Origin of the sequence: Pseudomonas idahonensis, assembly GCF_037903935.1 — a bacterium.
In the GTDB taxonomy this organism is placed as follows: Bacteria; Pseudomonadota; Gammaproteobacteria; order Pseudomonadales; family Pseudomonadaceae; genus Aquipseudomonas; species Aquipseudomonas danubii.
On record NZ_CP149586.1, the window covers coordinates 725,698 to 742,620 of the forward strand.

15 protein-coding genes are annotated in these 16,923 nt (G+C 64.7%); 4 read left to right on the forward strand and 11 right to left on the reverse strand.

The features are described 5' to 3' along the window. Positions 1 to 21 precede the first annotated feature (21 nt). On the reverse strand, positions 22 to 1,236 hold the full coding sequence (cbiE, locus tag WIN67_RS03255; protein WP_123391215.1) for a precorrin-6y C5,15-methyltransferase (decarboxylating) subunit CbiE: 1,215 nt from the start codon (positions 1,234 to 1,236) through the stop codon (positions 22 to 24). 131 nt (positions 1,237 to 1,367) lie between these two features. Here cbiE and cobG point away from each other — a divergent pair, with 131 nt between their 5' ends. Genes cobG through cobJ form a run of 4 tightly spaced genes read left to right on the forward strand, consistent with a single transcriptional unit; the run spans position 1,368 to position 5,752 of the window. Then, a complete protein-coding gene (gene cobG / locus WIN67_RS03260; protein ID WP_339070627.1) occupies positions 1,368 to 2,681 on the forward strand; it encodes a precorrin-3B synthase in 1,314 nt (437 codons plus the stop codon). After that, positions 2,674 to 3,300, forward strand: coding sequence for a precorrin-8X methylmutase (locus WIN67_RS03265; protein ID WP_102862983.1), 627 nt, complete (start codon positions 2,674 to 2,676; stop codon positions 3,298 to 3,300). The genes cobG and WIN67_RS03265 overlap by 8 nt, the downstream gene beginning before the upstream one ends. Continuing rightward, positions 3,300 to 4,031, forward strand: coding sequence for a precorrin-2 C(20)-methyltransferase (locus WIN67_RS03270; protein WP_102862984.1), 732 nt, complete (start codon positions 3,300 to 3,302; stop codon positions 4,029 to 4,031). Before WIN67_RS03265 ends, WIN67_RS03270 begins: the two co-directional genes overlap by 1 nt. Beyond that, positions 4,031 to 5,752: a precorrin-3B C(17)-methyltransferase gene (gene cobJ / locus WIN67_RS03275; protein ID WP_273907912.1), complete on the forward strand. Its 1,722-nt coding sequence runs from the start codon at positions 4,031 to 4,033 to the stop codon at positions 5,750 to 5,752. Before WIN67_RS03270 ends, cobJ begins: the two co-directional genes overlap by 1 nt. Positions 5,753 to 5,806: 54 nt before the next feature. Here cobJ and WIN67_RS03280 read toward each other — a convergent pair whose 3' ends face one another. From WIN67_RS03280 to WIN67_RS03325, 10 genes are all read right to left on the reverse strand, one after another. After that, complete coding sequence (locus WIN67_RS03280; protein WP_339070629.1) at positions 5,807 to 6,271, reverse strand: SMI1/KNR4 family protein; 465 nt, start codon at positions 6,269 to 6,271, stop codon at positions 5,807 to 5,809. Continuing rightward, positions 6,268 to 6,813 carry a CPCC family cysteine-rich protein gene (locus WIN67_RS03285; protein WP_339070630.1) on the reverse strand — a complete coding sequence of 182 codons (546 nt, stop codon included), beginning with the start codon at positions 6,811 to 6,813 and terminating at the stop codon, positions 6,268 to 6,270. The genes WIN67_RS03280 and WIN67_RS03285 overlap by 4 nt, the downstream gene beginning before the upstream one ends. A gap of 23 nt (positions 6,814 to 6,836) precedes the next feature. Then, positions 6,837 to 7,289: a hypothetical protein gene (locus WIN67_RS03290; protein ID WP_296414646.1), complete on the reverse strand. Its 453-nt coding sequence runs from the start codon at positions 7,287 to 7,289 to the stop codon at positions 6,837 to 6,839. 56 nt (positions 7,290 to 7,345) lie between these two features. Then, the gene (locus WIN67_RS03295) at positions 7,346 to 7,942 is read right to left on the reverse strand and encodes a MarC family protein (protein ID WP_003171467.1); all 597 of its coding nucleotides are present in this window, start codon (positions 7,940 to 7,942) and stop codon (positions 7,346 to 7,348) included. Positions 7,943 to 8,005: 63 nt separating this feature from the next. Beyond that, the gene (locus tag WIN67_RS03300) at positions 8,006 to 10,792 is read right to left on the reverse strand and encodes a hybrid sensor histidine kinase/response regulator (RefSeq protein WP_102881949.1); all 2,787 of its coding nucleotides are present in this window, start codon (positions 10,790 to 10,792) and stop codon (positions 8,006 to 8,008) included. Positions 10,793 to 10,892: 100 nt separating this feature from the next. After that, complete coding sequence (gene purD / locus WIN67_RS03305; protein WP_102862990.1) at positions 10,893 to 12,182, reverse strand: phosphoribosylamine--glycine ligase; 1,290 nt, start codon at positions 12,180 to 12,182, stop codon at positions 10,893 to 10,895. 189 nt (positions 12,183 to 12,371) lie between these two features. Then, positions 12,372 to 13,979: a bifunctional phosphoribosylaminoimidazolecarboxamide formyltransferase/IMP cyclohydrolase gene (gene purH, locus WIN67_RS03310; RefSeq protein ID WP_102862991.1), complete on the reverse strand. Its 1,608-nt coding sequence runs from the start codon at positions 13,977 to 13,979 to the stop codon at positions 12,372 to 12,374. An 82-nt stretch (positions 13,980 to 14,061) separates the two neighbouring features. Next, positions 14,062 to 14,382 carry a DNA-binding transcriptional regulator Fis gene (gene fis, locus WIN67_RS03315; protein ID WP_007921650.1) on the reverse strand — a complete coding sequence of 107 codons (321 nt, stop codon included), beginning with the start codon at positions 14,380 to 14,382 and terminating at the stop codon, positions 14,062 to 14,064. Further along, a complete protein-coding gene (dusB, locus tag WIN67_RS03320) occupies positions 14,379 to 15,392 on the reverse strand; it encodes a tRNA dihydrouridine synthase DusB (protein WP_016968220.1) in 1,014 nt (337 codons plus the stop codon). The genes fis and dusB overlap by 4 nt, the downstream gene beginning before the upstream one ends. A 196-nt stretch (positions 15,393 to 15,588) precedes the next feature. Next, entirely contained in the window at positions 15,589 to 16,902 is a 1,314-nt protein-coding gene (locus WIN67_RS03325) for a DUF3426 domain-containing protein (protein WP_102881948.1), read from the reverse strand. Between the last annotated feature and the right edge of the window lie 21 nt (positions 16,903 to 16,923).

Sequence of the window (16,923 nt, forward strand, 5' to 3'; positions counted from 1 at the left end):
GCAAGCCCGCTCCTGCAAGGTTCATGGCAGGTCCCGGGGTTTGTGCAGCTCCAGCAGGGTGATCGGCAGGGCCTGGCGCCAGGTGTCGAACTCCCCCAGGGGCTGGGCCTGGGCGATATGGATGCGGGTCAGTTCACCGCCGTACTGGTCGCGCCAGTGCATCAGGGTCATTTCACTTTGCAGGGTCACCGCGTTGGCCACCAGGCGCCCACCGGGCTTGAGCTGCTCCCAGCAGGTCTGCAACACGCCTTCGCGGGTCACCCCACCACCGATGAACACCGCATCCGGACGCTCCAGTCCGGCCAGGGCCTGGGGCGCACTGCCGCGAATCAGTTGCAGCCCGGGCACCCCGAGCACGTCGCGGTTGTGTTCGATCAACTGCTGGCGGCCGTCATCGGCTTCGATGGCCAGGGCCCGGCAACTGGGGTGGGCCCGCATCCATTCAATACCGATGGAACCGCTGCCGGCCCCCACATCCCAGAGCAGTTCACCGGGCACCGGGGCCAGGCGGGCCAGGGTGATGGCGCGCACGTCCCGCTTGGTCAACTGGCCGTCATGGCGGAAGGCCGAGTCCGGCAGGCCAGCCAGACGGGACAGTTGCGGCGTATCGGCCGCCGCCCGGCATTCGATGGCCAGCAGGTTGAGGTCGGCGATCGATGGATCGCTCCATTGATTGGCAGTGCTGTCCAGGCGTCGCTCCAAGGGCCCGCCCAAGTGCTCCAGTACCGTGATCCGGCTCGGGCCGAAGCCGCGCTCGCGCAGCAGTCCGGCGATGGCCGCCGGGCTGTGGCGGTCATTGCTCAGCACCAGCAGGCGCACGCCGCTGAACAGTTGGGCGTTGAGCGCGGCAATCGGGCGTGCCACCACCGACAGCGTGACCACCTCTTGCAGGGCCCAGCCCAGGCGGGCGGCGGCCAGGGAGTAGGAGGAAGGAAAGGGCAGTACCTGCAGCTCCTCGGCCGGCAGTTGCCGGGCCAGGCTGGCCCCTACGCCGAACAGCATCGGATCGCCGCTGGCCAGCACGCAGACGGGCGTGCCGCGTTGGCTCAGCACCGGCTCCAGCGAGAACGGACTGGGCCACAACTGGCGTTCGCCACGGATGCACGCCGGCAGCAGATCCAGCTGGCGCTGGCCGCCGACGATCCGCGAAGCGCCCAGCAGGGCATGGCGGGCGTTCCTGCCCAGGCCCTTGAAGCCGTCTTCACCGATTCCCACTACTGTCAGCCAGGGCGACATCTATATTCCTCAAACCTAAGGTTCCGACCGGCAGGCTTTTCATGCCTTCGGACAAAGCAGGCATAATACCGCGCCTTCGTTGACGAAGCGCTTTTCCCACACTGCCGGTCGCCCCTTTGAACGAACGTCCTATGTCCACCGCCATCCGCCCCTCGGCCTGCCCGGGGTTGCTGCGCATTGTCCCGGCGCTGGACGGCGGCATCTGCCGGATCAAGCTGGCGGGCGGCGTCATCAGTGCAGCTCAGGCAGCGGCGGTGGCCGAGGCGGCGCAGGCTTATGCCGGCGGTGTGATCGAGGCCACCAACCGCGCCAACCTGCAGATTCGCGGGATCGGCGCCGAGCACCAGGCACTGATCGACAAACTGCTGGCGGCCGGCCTGGGACCGACCACCGCCGCCGGCGACGATGTGCGCAACCTGATGCTCAGCCCCAGCGCCGGCATCGACCGGCAATTGCTGATGGACACCCGGCCCCTGGCCGGGCAGATCCTCGAGACCTTGCAGAGCCACTCGCGCTTCCATGAACTGTCGGCCAAGTTCGCCGTGCAGCTCGATGGCGGCGAAGCCCTGGCCATGCTCGAACATCATCACGATCTGTGGCTGGCCGCCTTGGTGCGGGAGGGGCAGTTGCTGTTGGCCTTTGGCCTGGCGGGCAGCCCTGTGGATAAACCCTTGGCGGCAGTGCCCCAGGAACTGGGCCATGAACTGCTGGTGGCGGTGCTGGAGCTGTTTCTCGAGCTGGCCACGCCCGAGCAGACGCGGATGCGCCACCTGTTGGCGCAGGTGCCGGTGGCGGATTTTCTTGCCCAACTGAACCTGCGCCTGAGCCGGCCCTTGTTGAGTATCGACGGCTGGCAGCGTCCGGCCTCGGTCGCTGGGCTGCACCTGGGAACTTATCCACAGCGTGAACGCGGACAGGTCTATGTCGGCGCGGTTGCGCCCCTGGGGCGCCTTGATCCCGTCATGCTCAAGGGCGCTGCGCAACTGGCCGAACAGTACGGCGATGCCAGCCTGCGCTTCACACCCTGGCAGAGCCTGCTGCTGCCCGGCATTGCCCCGGCGGATGCTCCCGGGGTCACGGCACGTCTGGGCCAACTGGGCCTGTTGTGCAGCCCTGAACAGTCCCTGGCCCACCTGATTGCCTGTACCGGCTCCAGTGGCTGCGGCAAAGCCCTGGCCGACACCAAGAGCGATGCGTTGAAGTTGGCAGCCCTGCTCCAGGGCCATGGCCGTCAGCAGGCGGTGCATTTGTCGGCCTGCTCCCGTTCCTGCGCCGCCGCCCATGTGGCGCCGGCCACCCTGCTGGCGACGGCCCCAGGGCGTTACGACTTGTATCTACGCGATGCAGCGCAGCCGGGTTTCGGCGCGCTGCACGCACGCAACCTTTCTATTGAAGCGGCAGAGGCACTGCTTGATGCCCGCCCACGGAGCCACCTAGATGATTGATTACATCCGCGACGGTCAGGAGATCTATCGCAACTCCTTCGCGATCATCCGCGAAGAAGCCAAGCTGGATCGCATTCCCGCCGACCTGGAAAAACTCGCGGTACGGGTGATCCACGCCTGCGGCATGGTCGAGGCCATCGATGGCCTGCAATTCTCCGCGGGCGCCGGCAAGGCCGGGCGTGATGCCCTGGCCGCCGGGGCACCGATCCTCTGCGATGCGCGGATGGTCTCTGAAGGCATTACCCGGGCACGCTTGCCGGCCAACAACAAAGTGATCTGCACCCTGCGTGATGACAGCGTCCCGGAGTTGGCCCGAGAGCTGGGCAACACCCGCTCGGCGGCGGCTCTGGAGCTCTGGCGTCCGCACCTGGAAGGCAGCGTGGTGGTGATCGGCAATGCGCCCACCGCCCTGTTCTACCTCCTGGAAATGCTCGACGCCGGCGCGCCGAAACCGGCGCTGATCCTCGGCTTCCCGGTGGGCTTCGTCGGCGCCGCCGAATCCAAGGCGATGCTCGCCGCCGACAGCCGCGGCGTGCCCTTTGTGATCATGCAGGGTCGCCTGGGCGGTAGCGCCATGGCCGCCGCCGCCGTCAACGCCTTGGCCACGGAGATCGAATGATGCAGCAACCTGGACGTTTGATCGGCCTTGGCGTGGGTCCTGGTGATCCGGAGCTGATTACCCTGAAGGCCCTGCGCCTGCTGCGCGAGTCGCCGGTGGTGGCCTACTTCGTGGCCAAGGGCAAGAAAGGTAACGCCTTCGGCATCATCGAAGGGCACCTGCAACAGGCCCAGACCCTGCTGCCGCTGGTGTACCCGGTGACCACCGAAGTGCTGCCGGCGCCGCTGTCCTACGAGCAAGTGATCAGCGATTTCTACGACAGCGCCAGCCAGGAGCTGGCGCTGCATCTGGATGCCGGTCGGGATGTGGCGGTGATCTGCGAAGGCGACCCGTTCTTCTACGGTTCCTACATGTACCTGCACGATCGTCTGGCCGAGCGTTACCAGGCCGAAGTGGTGCCCGGGGTGTGCTCGATGCTGGGCGGCGCGTCGGTGCTGGGCGCGCCGCTGGTGTATCGCAACCAGAGCCTGTCGGTGCTTTCGGGCGTGCTGCCCCATGACGAACTCAAGCGGCGTCTGGCGGACGCCGACGCGGCGGTGGTGATGAAGCTGGGGCGCAATTTCCCCAAGGTGCGCCAGGTCTTGGAAGAGCTGGGGCTGGCGCAGCGTGCGCTGTACGTCGAGCGCGCCACCATGGCCAACCAGAAGATCGTGCCGCTGGATGACGTGGAGCCGATGTCCTCGCCGTACTTCTCGCTGATCATCGTGCCCGGCGAAAGGTGGCAAGGCTGATGGCCCGTCCAATTCCGGCCATCGTCATCCTTGGCCAAGGCAGTCTCGACACCGCACGGCAGATCCAGCGGCTGTATCCCGATTCGTTGATCCACGGTCTGGCGGAACGGGTCGAAGGCGCTGATCGGATCTACCACGAATTCGGCGCCACCCTGCGCCAGCTGTATCAACAGGACACGCCCATCATCGCCCTGTGCGCGGCCGGGATCGTCATCCGCACCCTGGCCCCGCTGCTGCTGGAAAAAGGCGCCGAACCGCCGGTGCTGGCCGTTGCCGAAGATGGCAGCGCCGTGGTGCCGCTGCTGGGTGGCCTGGGCGGCGTCAACGTCATGGCCCGGGAAATCGCCGCGGGCCTTGGTGTGGCTGCGGCCATTACCACCAGTGGCGAACTGCGCTTCGGTACCTGCCTGCTCAACCCGCCCAGCGGTTATGCCCTGGGCGACCTGGAGCTGGGCAAGCGTTTCGTTTCCGACCTGCTGGGTGGCGAAAGCGTGCGCATCGAAGGCGCCGCGCCCTGGCTGGCCGCGGCCAAGCTGCCCGAGAACGATCAGGCCCGGCTGACCATCCGGGTCGGCTCTGCCGAGCGCGAGCCTGCGGCCAATGAGCTGCTGATCTACCCCCGCAGCGTCCTGGTCGCTTGCCGCAGCGGCCAGCTTGCTGGCGAAAGCGATACCGGCCTCGCCACCCACATCCGTCAGGCCCTGCATCAGGCGCGAATTGCCGTGCAGTCCGTCGCCTGCCTGCTGGCGGCCGACAGTGACATGGCTGACCGCGCCCTGCATCAGGCGGCTGCGCAACTGGGTGTGCCGCTGCGTTTCCTGCCGGCCGCCGGCAGTGTCGTCGAACTGGCACAGCAAGCCGTGCCGCAATTGCTGCCGCCGCTGAAGGTGGGGGACGACATCGCCATCGCCGTGGCCAGCCAGCCCCTGGACCCTGAGCGGATCGGTCGTCCCCGCGGACGCCTGGCAGTCATCGGCCTCGGTCCTGGTGCTGCCGAACTCATGGTGCCGGCGGTGAAAGCCGAACTGGCCCGGGCCAACGACATCCTCGGTTATGAAACCTACGTGCGCATGGCCGGCCCCTTCCGCGCCGATCAGGTGATGCACTGCACTGACAACCGCGAAGAAATGCAGCGCGCCCGGCACGCGTTCGAACTGGCGGCCCAGGGCCGTTCGGTGGTGGTGGTGTCGTCCGGTGATCCGGGGGTGTTTGCCATGGCCGCGGCGGTCCTGGAAGCCCTGCACGAATCCAGCGATCCGGCCTGGCATCGTGTCGACCTGGAGATCCTCCCGGGCGTCTCCGCCTCACTGGCCACCGCCGCCCAGGCCGGCGCGCCGCTGGGTCATGACTTCTGCGTGCTGTCGCTGTCCGACAACCTCAAGCCCTGGGACATCATCGAGAAGCGCCTGGACCTCGCCTCCCAGGCCGATCTGGCCCTGGCCTTCTACAACCCGATCTCCCGTTCCCGACCCTGGCAACTGGGCCGGGCCCTGGAGATCGTGCGCCAGCACCGCACGCCGCAAACCCCGGTGGTGCTGGGGCGCGACATTGGCCGTCCGGGCCAGACCTTGCGGGTCATCACCCTGGGCGAGCTGACCCCGGAGCAGGTGGACATGCGCACCATGGTGCTGGTGGGCTCTTCCACCACCTGCGTCTTCCCCCGGGCCGAGGGTGGCGAGTGGGTCTACACGCCGCGCTGGTACGGCAATAAACCCTTGTAGGAGCCGGCTTGCCGGCGAAGGCGCTCGTAAGATCGCCATCGCCGGCAGCGGCTTCTAGCGCGCGAGGTCTTCCTCGTCCTCATCCTTGTCCGTGGCGGTCAGCAGCCAGGTCATGAATTCGAAGAAGCTGGCCCATCTGGCGGGAATGCGGCCGGCGATAAAAGCTTCCCTGTCGCCCAGGTCGAAATCCCAGACGCCACCGCTGTCCTTGTCCAGCAAGTAGCCGCCTTGACCTTGCAGTGAGGTGAAGGCGATGAAGTTCCTGGGCAACTCCCAGACTTCATGAATGAACTCGGTGCACATCAGGATTTCATCACTGGGCCCGTCGATGTTCATCAGCGCTCCGTAGCTCACTCGGTCTAAGAAGTTGGCGGGGTGACAGGTCAGGTAGATCTGCGCGAACTCGCTGTCCAGGGCAATCCCCAATGTTGCCAGCGCTCGGGTGACCTCGACGGTGTCGGGGGGCGCGCAGTAGCGGGGCTGGGCTTCGATCAGGGCGATCAACTGCGGGGGAATCATGGGTGCTCCTTGCTGATGTGTGGCCACTTGTCCAAGGGCAGGCGGCCCTGCTGCTGGGCAAAGTGTTCCCGGGCCTGGCCCAGGGTTTTGTGGTTGGGTCCGCTCAGCACATCCAGCGCCTGGCTGCCGTCGTCCTCCCAATGGCAGAGGTCGCAGATCTGGTAGTCGCCCCGCGCCGAGAGGGTTCGATAACCGCAGCAGGGACAGGCCTCAAGGTACTCGATGTCCGCGCTGACGGCGTAGTCGCCCAGCCCGGCTTCACGCAGGCAGCGCCTCAGGTACAGCTGGGTGACGCCACGGTATTCGGCGCGCAGGGCGACCAGCAGCAGGGCGTCGTAGCGCGGGTCTTGCGCATCGTCCGGGGGCTCCGGTTGCGAGATGAGCTGTTGCTGCAGGTCGGGTGGCAGTGTTGCGAATTCAAGGTTGTCGCTGTCGATCCCCCACCAGTCCAGGAGCAGGGAAGCCCGAGCGGCGAGGTCGAGGCCGGGCAGCCTGTGTGTGCTCAGGAGGTCGATGGCGGCGGTGGCGCTCAGTTTTTTCATTGGGCTCGGTGTGGGCGGGCGGTTCATGGCCAGACCAGGGTCAACTGATCGGGGCGCTCGACAGGGACCCGCACGGTGACGCCGGAGGTCGACTCGGCATGGATCTGCTGGTCGTGGATCTCGACTCGGCAGAAGGGATTGGTTTCGCTGAGGACAAGCAGCCAGATCAGTGCATCCGTGTCCTTTTCCAGCAAGGCCAGGAAGCCGTCGCCGCCGTGCCCGGCGGTCTCACCGCACTGGGCATGAAAGGGCTGCGGGCCTTCGGCGGCAAACCCCAGGGTGGTGACGAAATCAGGCTCATCCCTGCCTGGGAAGTCCAGGGCCGGCATCCAGACTTTGTTGCTCAGCCGGGGATGTTCGTAGGGCAGGTCGAACAGGCAGTAGAACCCGCTGTTGAGGACCAGGGTGTTTTCCCGGGGGAAGTACCCGGCCTGCCATTGTTCCTGGATAAAGGCCGTGTCGGCGCTGTAGGGCATGGTGCGGTTCCTGCTCCTGCTGGGAAGGTTTCCTACAGGTTCGAGACTTGGCGGACCTAAGGGACCAGGTAACCCCTTACCCCGGTAAAGATGATCTGTGCTGCCAGGGCACAGACGAACAGTCCCATCAGCCGGCTGACAATCTGCAAGCCTTGGTCGCCAAGGATGCGCTCGATGCGGTTGGACAGGTACAGCACCACGCCCACGGTGAGGCTGGCCAGGGCGATGCTGAGAATGGCGGTGAGCTTGTCGTCCCAGTGGGGCTGGCTGACCCCCATCACCAGCAGGGCGCCGATAGTGCCCGGGCCCACGGTCAGGGGAATGGTCAGCGGCACGATGGTCACGTCCTGTTGCACGTTGTCGGTCTGTACAGCCGACTTGCCCTGGGCCATGCCCAGGGCCGAGATGAACAGCACGCTGCCGGCACCGATGCGGAAGGCGTCCACGGTGATGCCGAACACGCTGAAGATCACCCGCCCGAACAGGTACAGCAAGACGCTGGAGACCAGGGTGGCCAGGGCGACTTTCCAGGCCAGGCGTCGGCGCTCCTTGGAGGAGTAGCCGCGGGTCAGGCTGATGAAGCATGAGAGGACGAAGAACGGGCTATAGAGCACCAGCATCTTCAGGTAAACGCTGAACAGCACGTGGAGCATGGCGGGAGCTCACGACTAGGGAGGGCGAGCCAGAGTTTAACAGGCGCCGCGCAGGCTGTCGGCTCAACTGGTGTGCGCGGTGCTGCGCTCGCGCAGGTCGCGCTGGGTGACCCAGTGTTCCACCAGCTCGCGCAGTTGCGACAACTCCACCGGCTTGGCCATGTGCCCGTCCATGCCGGCCTGGCGCGCGCGCTCCTTGTGCTCGGCGAGGATGTGCGCGGTCAGCGCCACCACCGGGGTGCGCACCCGTTGGTTGCCCACTTCCCAGGCCCGCAACTGCTGGGTGGCGGAGAAACCGTCGAGCACCGGCATTTCGCAGTCCATGAGCACCAGGTCGTAGCGCTTGGCCTTCATTGCCTGCAAGGCCTCTTCGCCGTTGCTGGCGGTGTCGGGCTGCAGATTGAGCTTGCCCAGCATGCCGCGGATGACCTTGGTGGAGATGCTGTTGTCTTCGGCCACCAGGATGCTGAAGTCGCTGGGAACGGTGATCGGCGCCGGACCCGGTGCCGGGTTCAGGGGCATGTTGTAGGGCGCGGTGGGGGCTTTGTCGCGTTGGCTGAGCTCGTCGGCCAGAGTGGTCTTGAGGGTGTAGCCGGCCACCGGCTTGGCGAGGATGCGCTTGATCCCGGCATTGCGCGCAATCACCTTGCTCGGCGCGTTGCTGATGCCGGTGAGCATGATCAGCAGGATGTCGTGGTTCAGGCTCGGGTCTTCCTTGATCTTCGCCGCCAGCTGCATGCCGGTCATGCCGGGCATGTTCTGGTCCAGCAGCACCACGTCGAAGTAGTCCCGCAGGTGCGCCTTGGTCCGCAGCAGGGCCAGGGCTTCCTTGCCCGAAGGCACGGCGCTGACGTTCAGGCCCCAGGCGCTGCATTGCTGCACCAGCACCTTGCGGCAGGTGTCGTTATCGTCCACCACCAGCACCCGCGCGCCCTGCAAGGGGCCGTCGAGGTCGGCGGTGGGATGTTCCAGGCGCTCGGCGTCCAGGGGCAGGGTCAGCCACAGGGTGCTGCCCTGGTTGGTGCCGCTCTTGATGCCGAATTCGCCGTGCATCAGCAGGATCAACTGGCGGGCGATCACCAGCCCCAGGTTGCCCCCCAGGCGGGTGGTGGCGAGGAAGTTCTTGCTGTGCAGTTCGGTGTGCAGCAGCGCTTCGCGCTCCTCGGTATCCATGGGCTGGCCGCTGTCTTGTACGGCAATGCGCAGGCGCGGTTTGCTGCTGCGCTCGTCGAGGGCGACGACGATCAGCACTTCGCCTTCGTCGGTCTTCTTCAGGGCGTTTTCCAACAGGCTCAGCAGGGCCTGGCGCAGGCGCGTCGGGTCGCCGCTGATGACCCGCGGCACCTGGGGCTGGATGAAACTGATCAGCTCGACGTTCTGCTGTTCGGCCTTGGCCCGGAAGATACTCAGGCAATCCTCGATCAGGGCGTTGAGGTCGAACTGCACGTCGTCCAGTTCGATCTGCCCGGACTCCAGCTTGGAGATGTCGAGGATCTCGTTGATCAGGGTCAGCAGCTCGTTGCCGGCACTGTGAATGGTCTGCACATAATCACGCTGCTTGACCGACAGCGGGGTGCCCAGCAGTAACTCGGTCATGCCCAGAACACCGTTCATCGGCGTACGGATCTCGTGGCTGATCTTGGCCAGGAACTCGGCCTTGGCATTGATCTCGGCGGTGCTGGCGGCCAGGTCGCGGCTGACACTGAAGCGGTTCTCGGTGATGTTGCGCTGGCGTTCGCCCAAGGCAATGCTCATCAGCAACCCGGCGATGCACACCACGCTCAGCAGAGTGACGATCAACCCTTGCGGCGCTACCAGGGTCAGGCCCAGCAGCGCCGGGAGAATCACCAGGGTGCCGAGGTTGAAAATCACCATGGCGGTGACGAACAGCCGGGCCGGACGATAGCCCTGGTGCCAGTGGTAGGCGCCAACGAACAGCATGCTCAGGCCGGCCAGGGCCACCAGGCCGTAGGTGATGATGTTCAGCGGCAGGGTGTTGACGAACAGCAGCAACAGACCGAACAGGCCGATCAGCAGAATATTGCCCAGCAGCAAGCGGTTCAGCGGGTGCGGGCCCAGTGGAGCGAAGAAGCGGTAGGCGAACATCATCCCGCAGGGCGCGGTCAGCAGCAGGGCCACGTAGGCGCCCGGTGTCTGCAACGCTTGCCAGTCCGGTAGCCAGGGACCGAGCAGGTTCAGCAGCATCAACAGGCTGAGGGTCAGCAGGCCTTCACAGGCTGCCAGCCACAGGCTGCTGCGTGAACGGGTGTAGGCGAAGCGGGTGAGGTTGTGCAGGATCAGCATCGCCAGGCAGCCGAACAACAGGCCGTAGATCAGCGTCTGGCTCTGGTCGGCGGCGCCCATCACAGCCGATTGCAGGGTGATGTAGGGACGCAGTTCATGTTCGGACACCAGGCGCAGATAGACGTCCAGCGGCTTGGCACTTTGCGGCAGTGGCAGCATGAAGTCGCTGCTGGGCAAAGGCTTTTGGGCTTGCGACTGGCTGGCGCCGGTGTTCACTTGTTCGATCAGCTTGTCGCCGTCGAGCACGTAGAGATTCAGGTGGGACAGGTCGGGGGCGAAGATCCGCAGGATCTGCTCGTGGGTTCCCGGTTGGAGCTTGAAGCGCAACCACAGGGCGCCGTCGGGTTCGGCTGCGGTCAGCTTGTCCAGTTCGATGGGGCTGAATTGGTTGGTGTAGCGCGGGGAGCGGATATCACTGAGCTGCAGGTCGGCCTGTTCGTCGAGCAAAACCGCCCAGCCACTGCCTTGAGCGGCCAGGGCCGGATTCAAGCAGAGCAAGGTCAGCAATGTGACGGTGAAGCCTAGGGCGGTCCTGAGCCAGCGCACGGCGAAATCCCTTCATTGGTTGATGCCTGATTATAACTATGCGCGGCGTGATCACCGCACGGCAAGGGCGCGAGGCCCTTGCCGGGGGGCGCTGGCAGCTTTACTCCTGGCCGCGCTCACGAGCAATGGCACGGTAGCCGATGTCGTTGCGGTAGAAGCAGCCCTGCCAGTCGATCTTGGCCGCCAGGCGGTAGGCTTGTTGCTGGGCGGCATCGACGCTGTCACCCATGGCGGTGGCGCAGAGCACCCGGCCGCCGGAGGTCACGACCTGACCGTCCTTGAGTGCGGTGCCGGCGTGGAACACCTTGCCTTCCAGTGCAGCGGCGGCGTCCAGGCCAGTGATGGCCGCGCCCTTGGCATAGTCGCCAGGATAGCCGCCGGCGGCGAGGACGATGCCCAGGCTTGGGCGTGGGTCCCACTGGGCTTCGACCTTGTCCAGGGCCTGGGCCAGGGCGGCTTCCACCAGCAGCACCAGGCTCGATTGCAGGCGCAGCATCACCGGTTGGGTTTCCGGGTCGCCGAAGCGGCAGTTGAACTCGATGACTTTCGGGTTGCCGGCTTTGTCGATCATCAGACCGGCATAGAGGAAGCCGGTGTAGACGTTGCCTTCCTCGGCCATGCCGCGAACGGTGGGCCAGATCACCAGATCCATCACCCGCTGGTGCACTTCTGAAGTGACCACCGGTGCTGGCGAGTAAGCGCCCATGCCACCGGTATTGGGGCCAGTGTCGCCGTCGCCGACGCGTTTGTGGTCCTGGCTGGTGGCCATGGGCAGCACGTTCTTGCCGTCGACCATGACGATGAAGCTGGCTTCCTCGCCGTCGAGGAACTCCTCGATGACCACGCGGGAACCGGCATCACCGAAGGCATTGCCGGCCAGCATGTCACGCACGGCTTCTTCGGCTTCGGCCAGGGTCATGGCGACGATCACGCCTTTACCGGCGGCCAGGCCGTCGGCCTTGATCACGATCGGCGCGCCTTTTTCCCGCAGGTAGGCCAGGGCCGGCTCGATCTCGGTGAAGTTCTGGTAGTCGGCCGTCGGGATCTTGTGGCGTGCCAGGAAGTCCTTGGTGAAGGCTTTCGAACCTTCCAGCTGCGCGGCGCCGGCGGTCGGACCGAAGCAGTCCAGGCCACGGGAGCGGAACAGATCCACCACGCCGGCCACCAGCGGTACTTCCGGACCGACGATGGTCAGGGAGACGTTCTTCTCAGCGAAATCCGCCAACTGCTCCAGGGCCAGGACGTCGATGGCGACGTTCTCGCACTTGGCTTCGATGGCGGTACCGGCGTTGCCGGGGGCGACGAATACTTTTTCGACCCGTGGGTCCTGAGCGACTTTCCAGGCCAGGGCGTGTTCGCGACCGCCGCTACCAATGATCAGTACATTCATTTCAAAAACCTCGGATGACGCTAATTCTGTTTTGGAACCTGAAGCGCTGCACGCCTCAGGAGGTTGCAATGACAGTGGTAGATGCAAGGCGGAGCCCACCTCGATGAGCGCAGTTGCCTGTTGGCAATGAGCATCATCGGGGTGGGCTCCAACGCAGCAGATGCCGGTGTCAGTGCGACCGTTGTCGTATCAGTGACGGAAGTGGCGCATGCCGGTGAACACCATCGCAATGCCAGCCTCGTCAGCTGCGGCAATCACTTCGTTGTCACGCATCGAGCCGCCTGGCTGGATCACCGCCGTGATGCCGACCTTGGCCGCGTTGTCGATGCCGTCACGGAACGGGAAGAAGGCGTCGGAAGCCATCACTGCGCCCTGGACTTGCAGGCCGGCGTGTTCGGCTTTGATCGCAGCGATCCGCGCCGAGTTCACGCGGCTCATCTGGCCGGCGCCGACACCGATGGTCTGGCGGTTCTTGGCGTAGACGATGGCGTTGGATTTGACGTATTTGGCGACTTTCCAAGCGAAGATCAGGTCGTGGATCTCTTGCTCGGTCGGGGCGCGTTTGGTCACCACTTTCAGGTCATCGGCGCTGATCATGCCGATATCGCGGCTCTGCACCAGCAGGCCACCGTTGACGCGCTTGTAGTCCCAGGCCGGTACGCGGTCTGCCGACCACTGGCCACAGGCCAGCAGGCGCACGTTGGCTTTGGCGGCGACAATGGCGCGGGCTTCTTCGCTGACGCTCGGGGCGATGATCACTTCGACGAACTGACGCTCGACGATGGCCTTGGCGGTTTCGGCATCCAGTTCGCGGTTGAAGGCGATGATGCCGCCGAAGGCCGATTCGGTGTCGGTGGCGTAGGCCAGTTCGTAGGCCTGGCGGATGCCGCCTTCAGCGTCCGGGCTTACCGCCACGCCGCACGGGTTGGCGTGCTTGACGATGACGCAGGCCGGCTTGACGAAGCTCTTCACGCATTCCAGGGCGGCGTCGGTGTCGGCTACGTTGTTGTAGGACAGCTCCTTGCCTTGCAGCTGGGTGGCGGTGGCGATGCCGACTTCGGCAGGCTTGGCTTCCACGTAGAACGCCGCGCTCTGGTGCGGGTTCTCGCCGTAGCGCATTTCCTGGGCCTTGATGAACTGGCTGTTGAAGGTCCGCGGGAATTCGCTGCGGCCGGATGTCGAGAGGGTCTCGGCGGCCTGGTTCACGGTGCCCATGTAGTTGGCGATCATGCCGTCGTAGGCGGCGGTGTGTTCGAAGGCCTTGAGCATCAGGTCGAAACGCTGGGCGTAGGTCAGGCCGCCGGCCTTGAGGCTTTCCAGGACGCCGGCGTAGTCGCTGGCATTGACCACGATGGCCACGTCCTTATGGTTCTTGGCCGCCGAGCGGACCATGGTCGGGCCGCCGATGTCGATGTTCTCGATGGCGGTCGGCAGGTCGCAGCCGGGCTTGGAAATGGTGGCTTCGAAGGGGTAGAGGTTGACCGCCACCAGATCGATGGGCTTGATCCCGTGCTCGTTCATGATGGCGTCGTCGATACCGCGACGACCGAGGATACCGCCGTGGATTTTCGGGTGCAGGGTCTTGACCCGGCCGTCCATCATTTCCGCGAAACCGGTGTAATCCGCGACTTCCACTGCGGCCACGCCGTTGTCCTGCAGCAGTTTGAAGGTCCCGCCGGTGGAGAGGATCTCCACACCGAGGGCTTCCAGCTCCTTGGCGAATTCGAGGATCCCGGTCTTGTCGGAAACACTGATCAAGGCGCGGCGGATCGGCAGGCGGGTAGTCTGGTCGGTCATCTCAATTTCCATCAAAAGCAAAGGAGTCAGCAAAAAAGGCGACCGTTTTTTACGCGGGCGCCTTTCTGGTTTGATTGAATGCTTACAACAAATCGTACTGCTTGAGTTTCTTGCGCAGGGTGCCGCGGTTCAGACCCAGGAGTTCGCTGGCCTTGGTCTGGTTGCCCTTGACGTAGTTCATCACGCTTTCGAGCAACGGAGCCTCGACTTCGGAGAGCACCAGGTTGTACACGTCCGTGACGGCAGCGCCCTCAAGGTGGGCGAAATAATTGTGCAGCGCCTTCTCGACACTCCCGCGAAGGGTCTGGCCTTCTTCGCTGGGGGTATTGAGGTGCTGTTTCAAATTCACGTTGTCGCTCACGGGTGCAGTTCCACTCACTAAAGTCTCGGTCATCATCGTCATGCGGCCACCCCCTCTCCGTCCCCTGTTTCCAGGCTCTTGTAACGTCCGGCAAAGAACTCACGAACGTTGGCGCATTGTGCTTCCGTATCTTCCAAACGATTGAAGTGGGCGCGAAACTCCCTGGCGCCCGGCAGGGTTGCGAGATACCAGCCCACATGCTTGCGCGCAATGCGGACGCCCATGACCTCCCCATAGAAGGCATGCAGCGCGGCCAGGTGCTCTAGCAGAATACGTTCCACCTCGAACAGCTCTGGTGCCGGGAGGGTTTCACCGGTACGCAGGAAGTGCTCGATTTCACGAAAAATCCATGGCCGCCCCTGGGCGGCCCGGCCGATCAACAACCCGTCGGCCCCGGTGGCGTGCAATACCTGCCGGGCCTTCTCGGGCGAGTCGATATCGCCGTTGGCAAAGACCGGAATCGACACCGCCTGCTTGATCGCGGCAATGGTGTCGTACTCGGCTTCACCGGTGTACAGGTCGGCCCGGGTCCGACCGTGGACCGCCAGTGCCGTGATGCCCGCCTGCTCGGCGATCTTCGCCACCGTCAGGCCGTTCTTGTTCTGCCGGTCCCAGCCGGTGCGGATCTTCAGGGTGACCGGTACATCCACTGCGGCCACCACCGCCTGGAGAATCTCGTTGACCAGGGCTTCGTCTTTCAGCAACGCGGAACCGGCAGCCTTGTTGCAGACCTTCTTCGCCGGACAACCCATGTTGATATCAATAATCTGTGCGCCCAACTCGACGTTGGCGCGGGCGGCGTCTGCCAGCATCTGTGCATCGCCACCGGCAATCTGTACCGAGCGTGGCTCGGGATCGCCTTCGTGGATCATGCGCAACCGCGATTTGCGGCTGTTCCACAAGCTCATGTCGCTGGTGACCATTTCCGAGACTACAAGGCCCGCGCCCAACTGCTTGCAAAGCTGACGAAAGGGCTGGTCGGTGACCCCCGCCATCGGGGCGAGAATCAAGCCGTTGTGCAATGTATATGGGCCGATGCGTACCGCCGACATAGGACTTCCCTGTTGTGGGGCCGGATCATGAGAGTTCGAAAAAGGGTTGGCATGATACCCGCTCTCGATGACCGGATAAAGGCTGAATTGGATAAAATCTGAACAGTTCTTCCGTTATCGCCCGGTGATCAATCTGAGCGATACAGTCATAAATCTGTCGTCAATCCAGAGTTGTCCGTTAGTCTGATCAGCCGATTCACTCGGGCGAGTGGAAACTCAGACTGTAGTTCACCGCTTTCGGTCCTGGGTCGAGAATATCCAGGGCGATGTGAATCGGCGTCTGCGGTGGCATTTCCGCCACATCCTGCATCTCGCCGCCCAGGTACTCCCCGGGTTTGAAACTGCGGCTGGCAATCAGGTGGCCGTTGAGGTCGGCGAAGCGCAGCTCCAGCAGAGGGAAGGGTTGGGAGAAGGGCGCGCGGTTATAGATGATGGCGTCCACCACCAGCGCCCCGCTGAATTCCGGGTGGCTGCGCACCACCAGGTTGCTGCTCTTGATTCGGGCGATATCCACCCGGGATGGCACCGTACAGCCGAGCTCCGGGCACAACTCCTGGAACCACGGCCGGTACTGGTCCTGGCGTGCGAGCTCGTCGAAGTGATACGCGACGTATTGTCCGACCAGGCCGCCGGCGGCCAGCAGGATCAGCAGCAGCCAGAGCAGGCGCCGGCCCCAGGGGGAGCGGCGTTTCTGCCAATCGAGGTGGATCGGATCGTCCACCAGGTCCAGCAGTACATCCTCCTTGACTCCGGGCTCGCTGCGTTCGCGGCGCTTCTTGCCGGGGGAGGCTGCTGGCGATGGTTCGTCGTGTTCGTCAGCGTCTGTGGACACCTGGGCCTCGAAGGGTTCCAGGTCGTCGTCATGGCGCAGTTTCGGCGTCTTTGGCTCGTCATCCAGATCCGCCAGGTTGAAGGACAGCGAAGGCTCGGTGCGACTGGGACGGACCGGCTCGGGGGCGATGTCGTCCTGATGCGCCTGGGCCTTGAGGGGGGCGGGCTCGGACTCATCGTGTTCACTGGCGCTGCCGAACAGGCCGTCGGGCCAGTGGGCTTCATCGGCGCCCTGAGGGTCGCGACGGGCACTGAGGCTGTCTTCCTGGTGTTCGCGTTCCTGGCCAAAGGCCTTGGCCGGCTGGATCTCCCGTTGCTCGAGCTTGGCCAATTCCTCGTCGAGGTCCAGGTGATCCAGGTCCATCTCGGCGGCCGACCATTGTTTCTGGCTGATGGCGCGCTGGGGAGGTGCCGCCGCCGGCGTTGGTGCGGGGGCGGGCGGCTGCTCGGGTTTAGGCGTCGCAGCTGGCGCGGGCGCGGGTGCGGTTGCCGGTTTCGCCGCCGGCCTGGACGTTGCGTTTTCCTTGGCGGCGCGCTGCTCAAGCAACTGCCGCGCGGCGTTGAACACCTGCAGGCAGGAGCCACAGCGAACCACCCCGCGGGCCACGCTCAACTGAGCATGGCTGACACGGAACCTGGTTTGGCAATGCGGGCACTGGGTGACGAAACTGTCGGTCATGCGGCCATCCGGATTATGCAG

Bases quoted from the DNA above. Each gene is read 5' to 3' on its own strand.
- cbiE (WP_123391215.1), bottom strand. From the start codon at position 1,236: ATGTCGCCCTGGCTGACAGTAGTGGGAATCGGTGAAGACGGCTTCAAG.
- cobG (WP_339070627.1), top strand. From the start codon at position 1,368: ATGTCCACCGCCATCCGCCCCTCGGCCTGCCCGGGGTTGCTGCGCATT.
- WIN67_RS03265 (WP_102862983.1), top strand. From the start codon at position 2,674: ATGATTGATTACATCCGCGACGGTCAGGAGATCTATCGCAACTCCTTC.
- WIN67_RS03270 (WP_102862984.1), top strand. From the start codon at position 3,300: ATGCAGCAACCTGGACGTTTGATCGGCCTTGGCGTGGGTCCTGGTGAT.
- cobJ (WP_273907912.1), top strand. From the start codon at position 4,031: ATGGCCCGTCCAATTCCGGCCATCGTCATCCTTGGCCAAGGCAGTCTC.
- WIN67_RS03280 (WP_339070629.1), bottom strand. From the start codon at position 6,271: ATGATTCCCCCGCAGTTGATCGCCCTGATCGAAGCCCAGCCCCGCTAC.
- WIN67_RS03285 (WP_339070630.1), bottom strand. From the start codon at position 6,813: ATGAAAAAACTGAGCGCCACCGCCGCCATCGACCTCCTGAGCACACAC.
- WIN67_RS03290 (WP_296414646.1), bottom strand. From the start codon at position 7,289: ATGCCCTACAGCGCCGACACGGCCTTTATCCAGGAACAATGGCAGGCC.
- WIN67_RS03295 (WP_003171467.1), bottom strand. From the start codon at position 7,942: ATGCTCCACGTGCTGTTCAGCGTTTACCTGAAGATGCTGGTGCTCTAT.
- purD (WP_102862990.1), bottom strand. From the start codon at position 12,182: ATGAATGTACTGATCATTGGTAGCGGCGGTCGCGAACACGCCCTGGCC.
- purH (WP_102862991.1), bottom strand. From the start codon at position 13,979: ATGACCGACCAGACTACCCGCCTGCCGATCCGCCGCGCCTTGATCAGT.
- fis (WP_007921650.1), bottom strand. From the start codon at position 14,382: ATGACGATGATGACCGAGACTTTAGTGAGTGGAACTGCACCCGTGAGC.
- dusB (WP_016968220.1), bottom strand. From the start codon at position 15,392: ATGTCGGCGGTACGCATCGGCCCATATACATTGCACAACGGCTTGATT.
- WIN67_RS03325 (WP_102881948.1), bottom strand. From the start codon at position 16,902: ATGACCGACAGTTTCGTCACCCAGTGCCCGCATTGCCAAACCAGGTTC.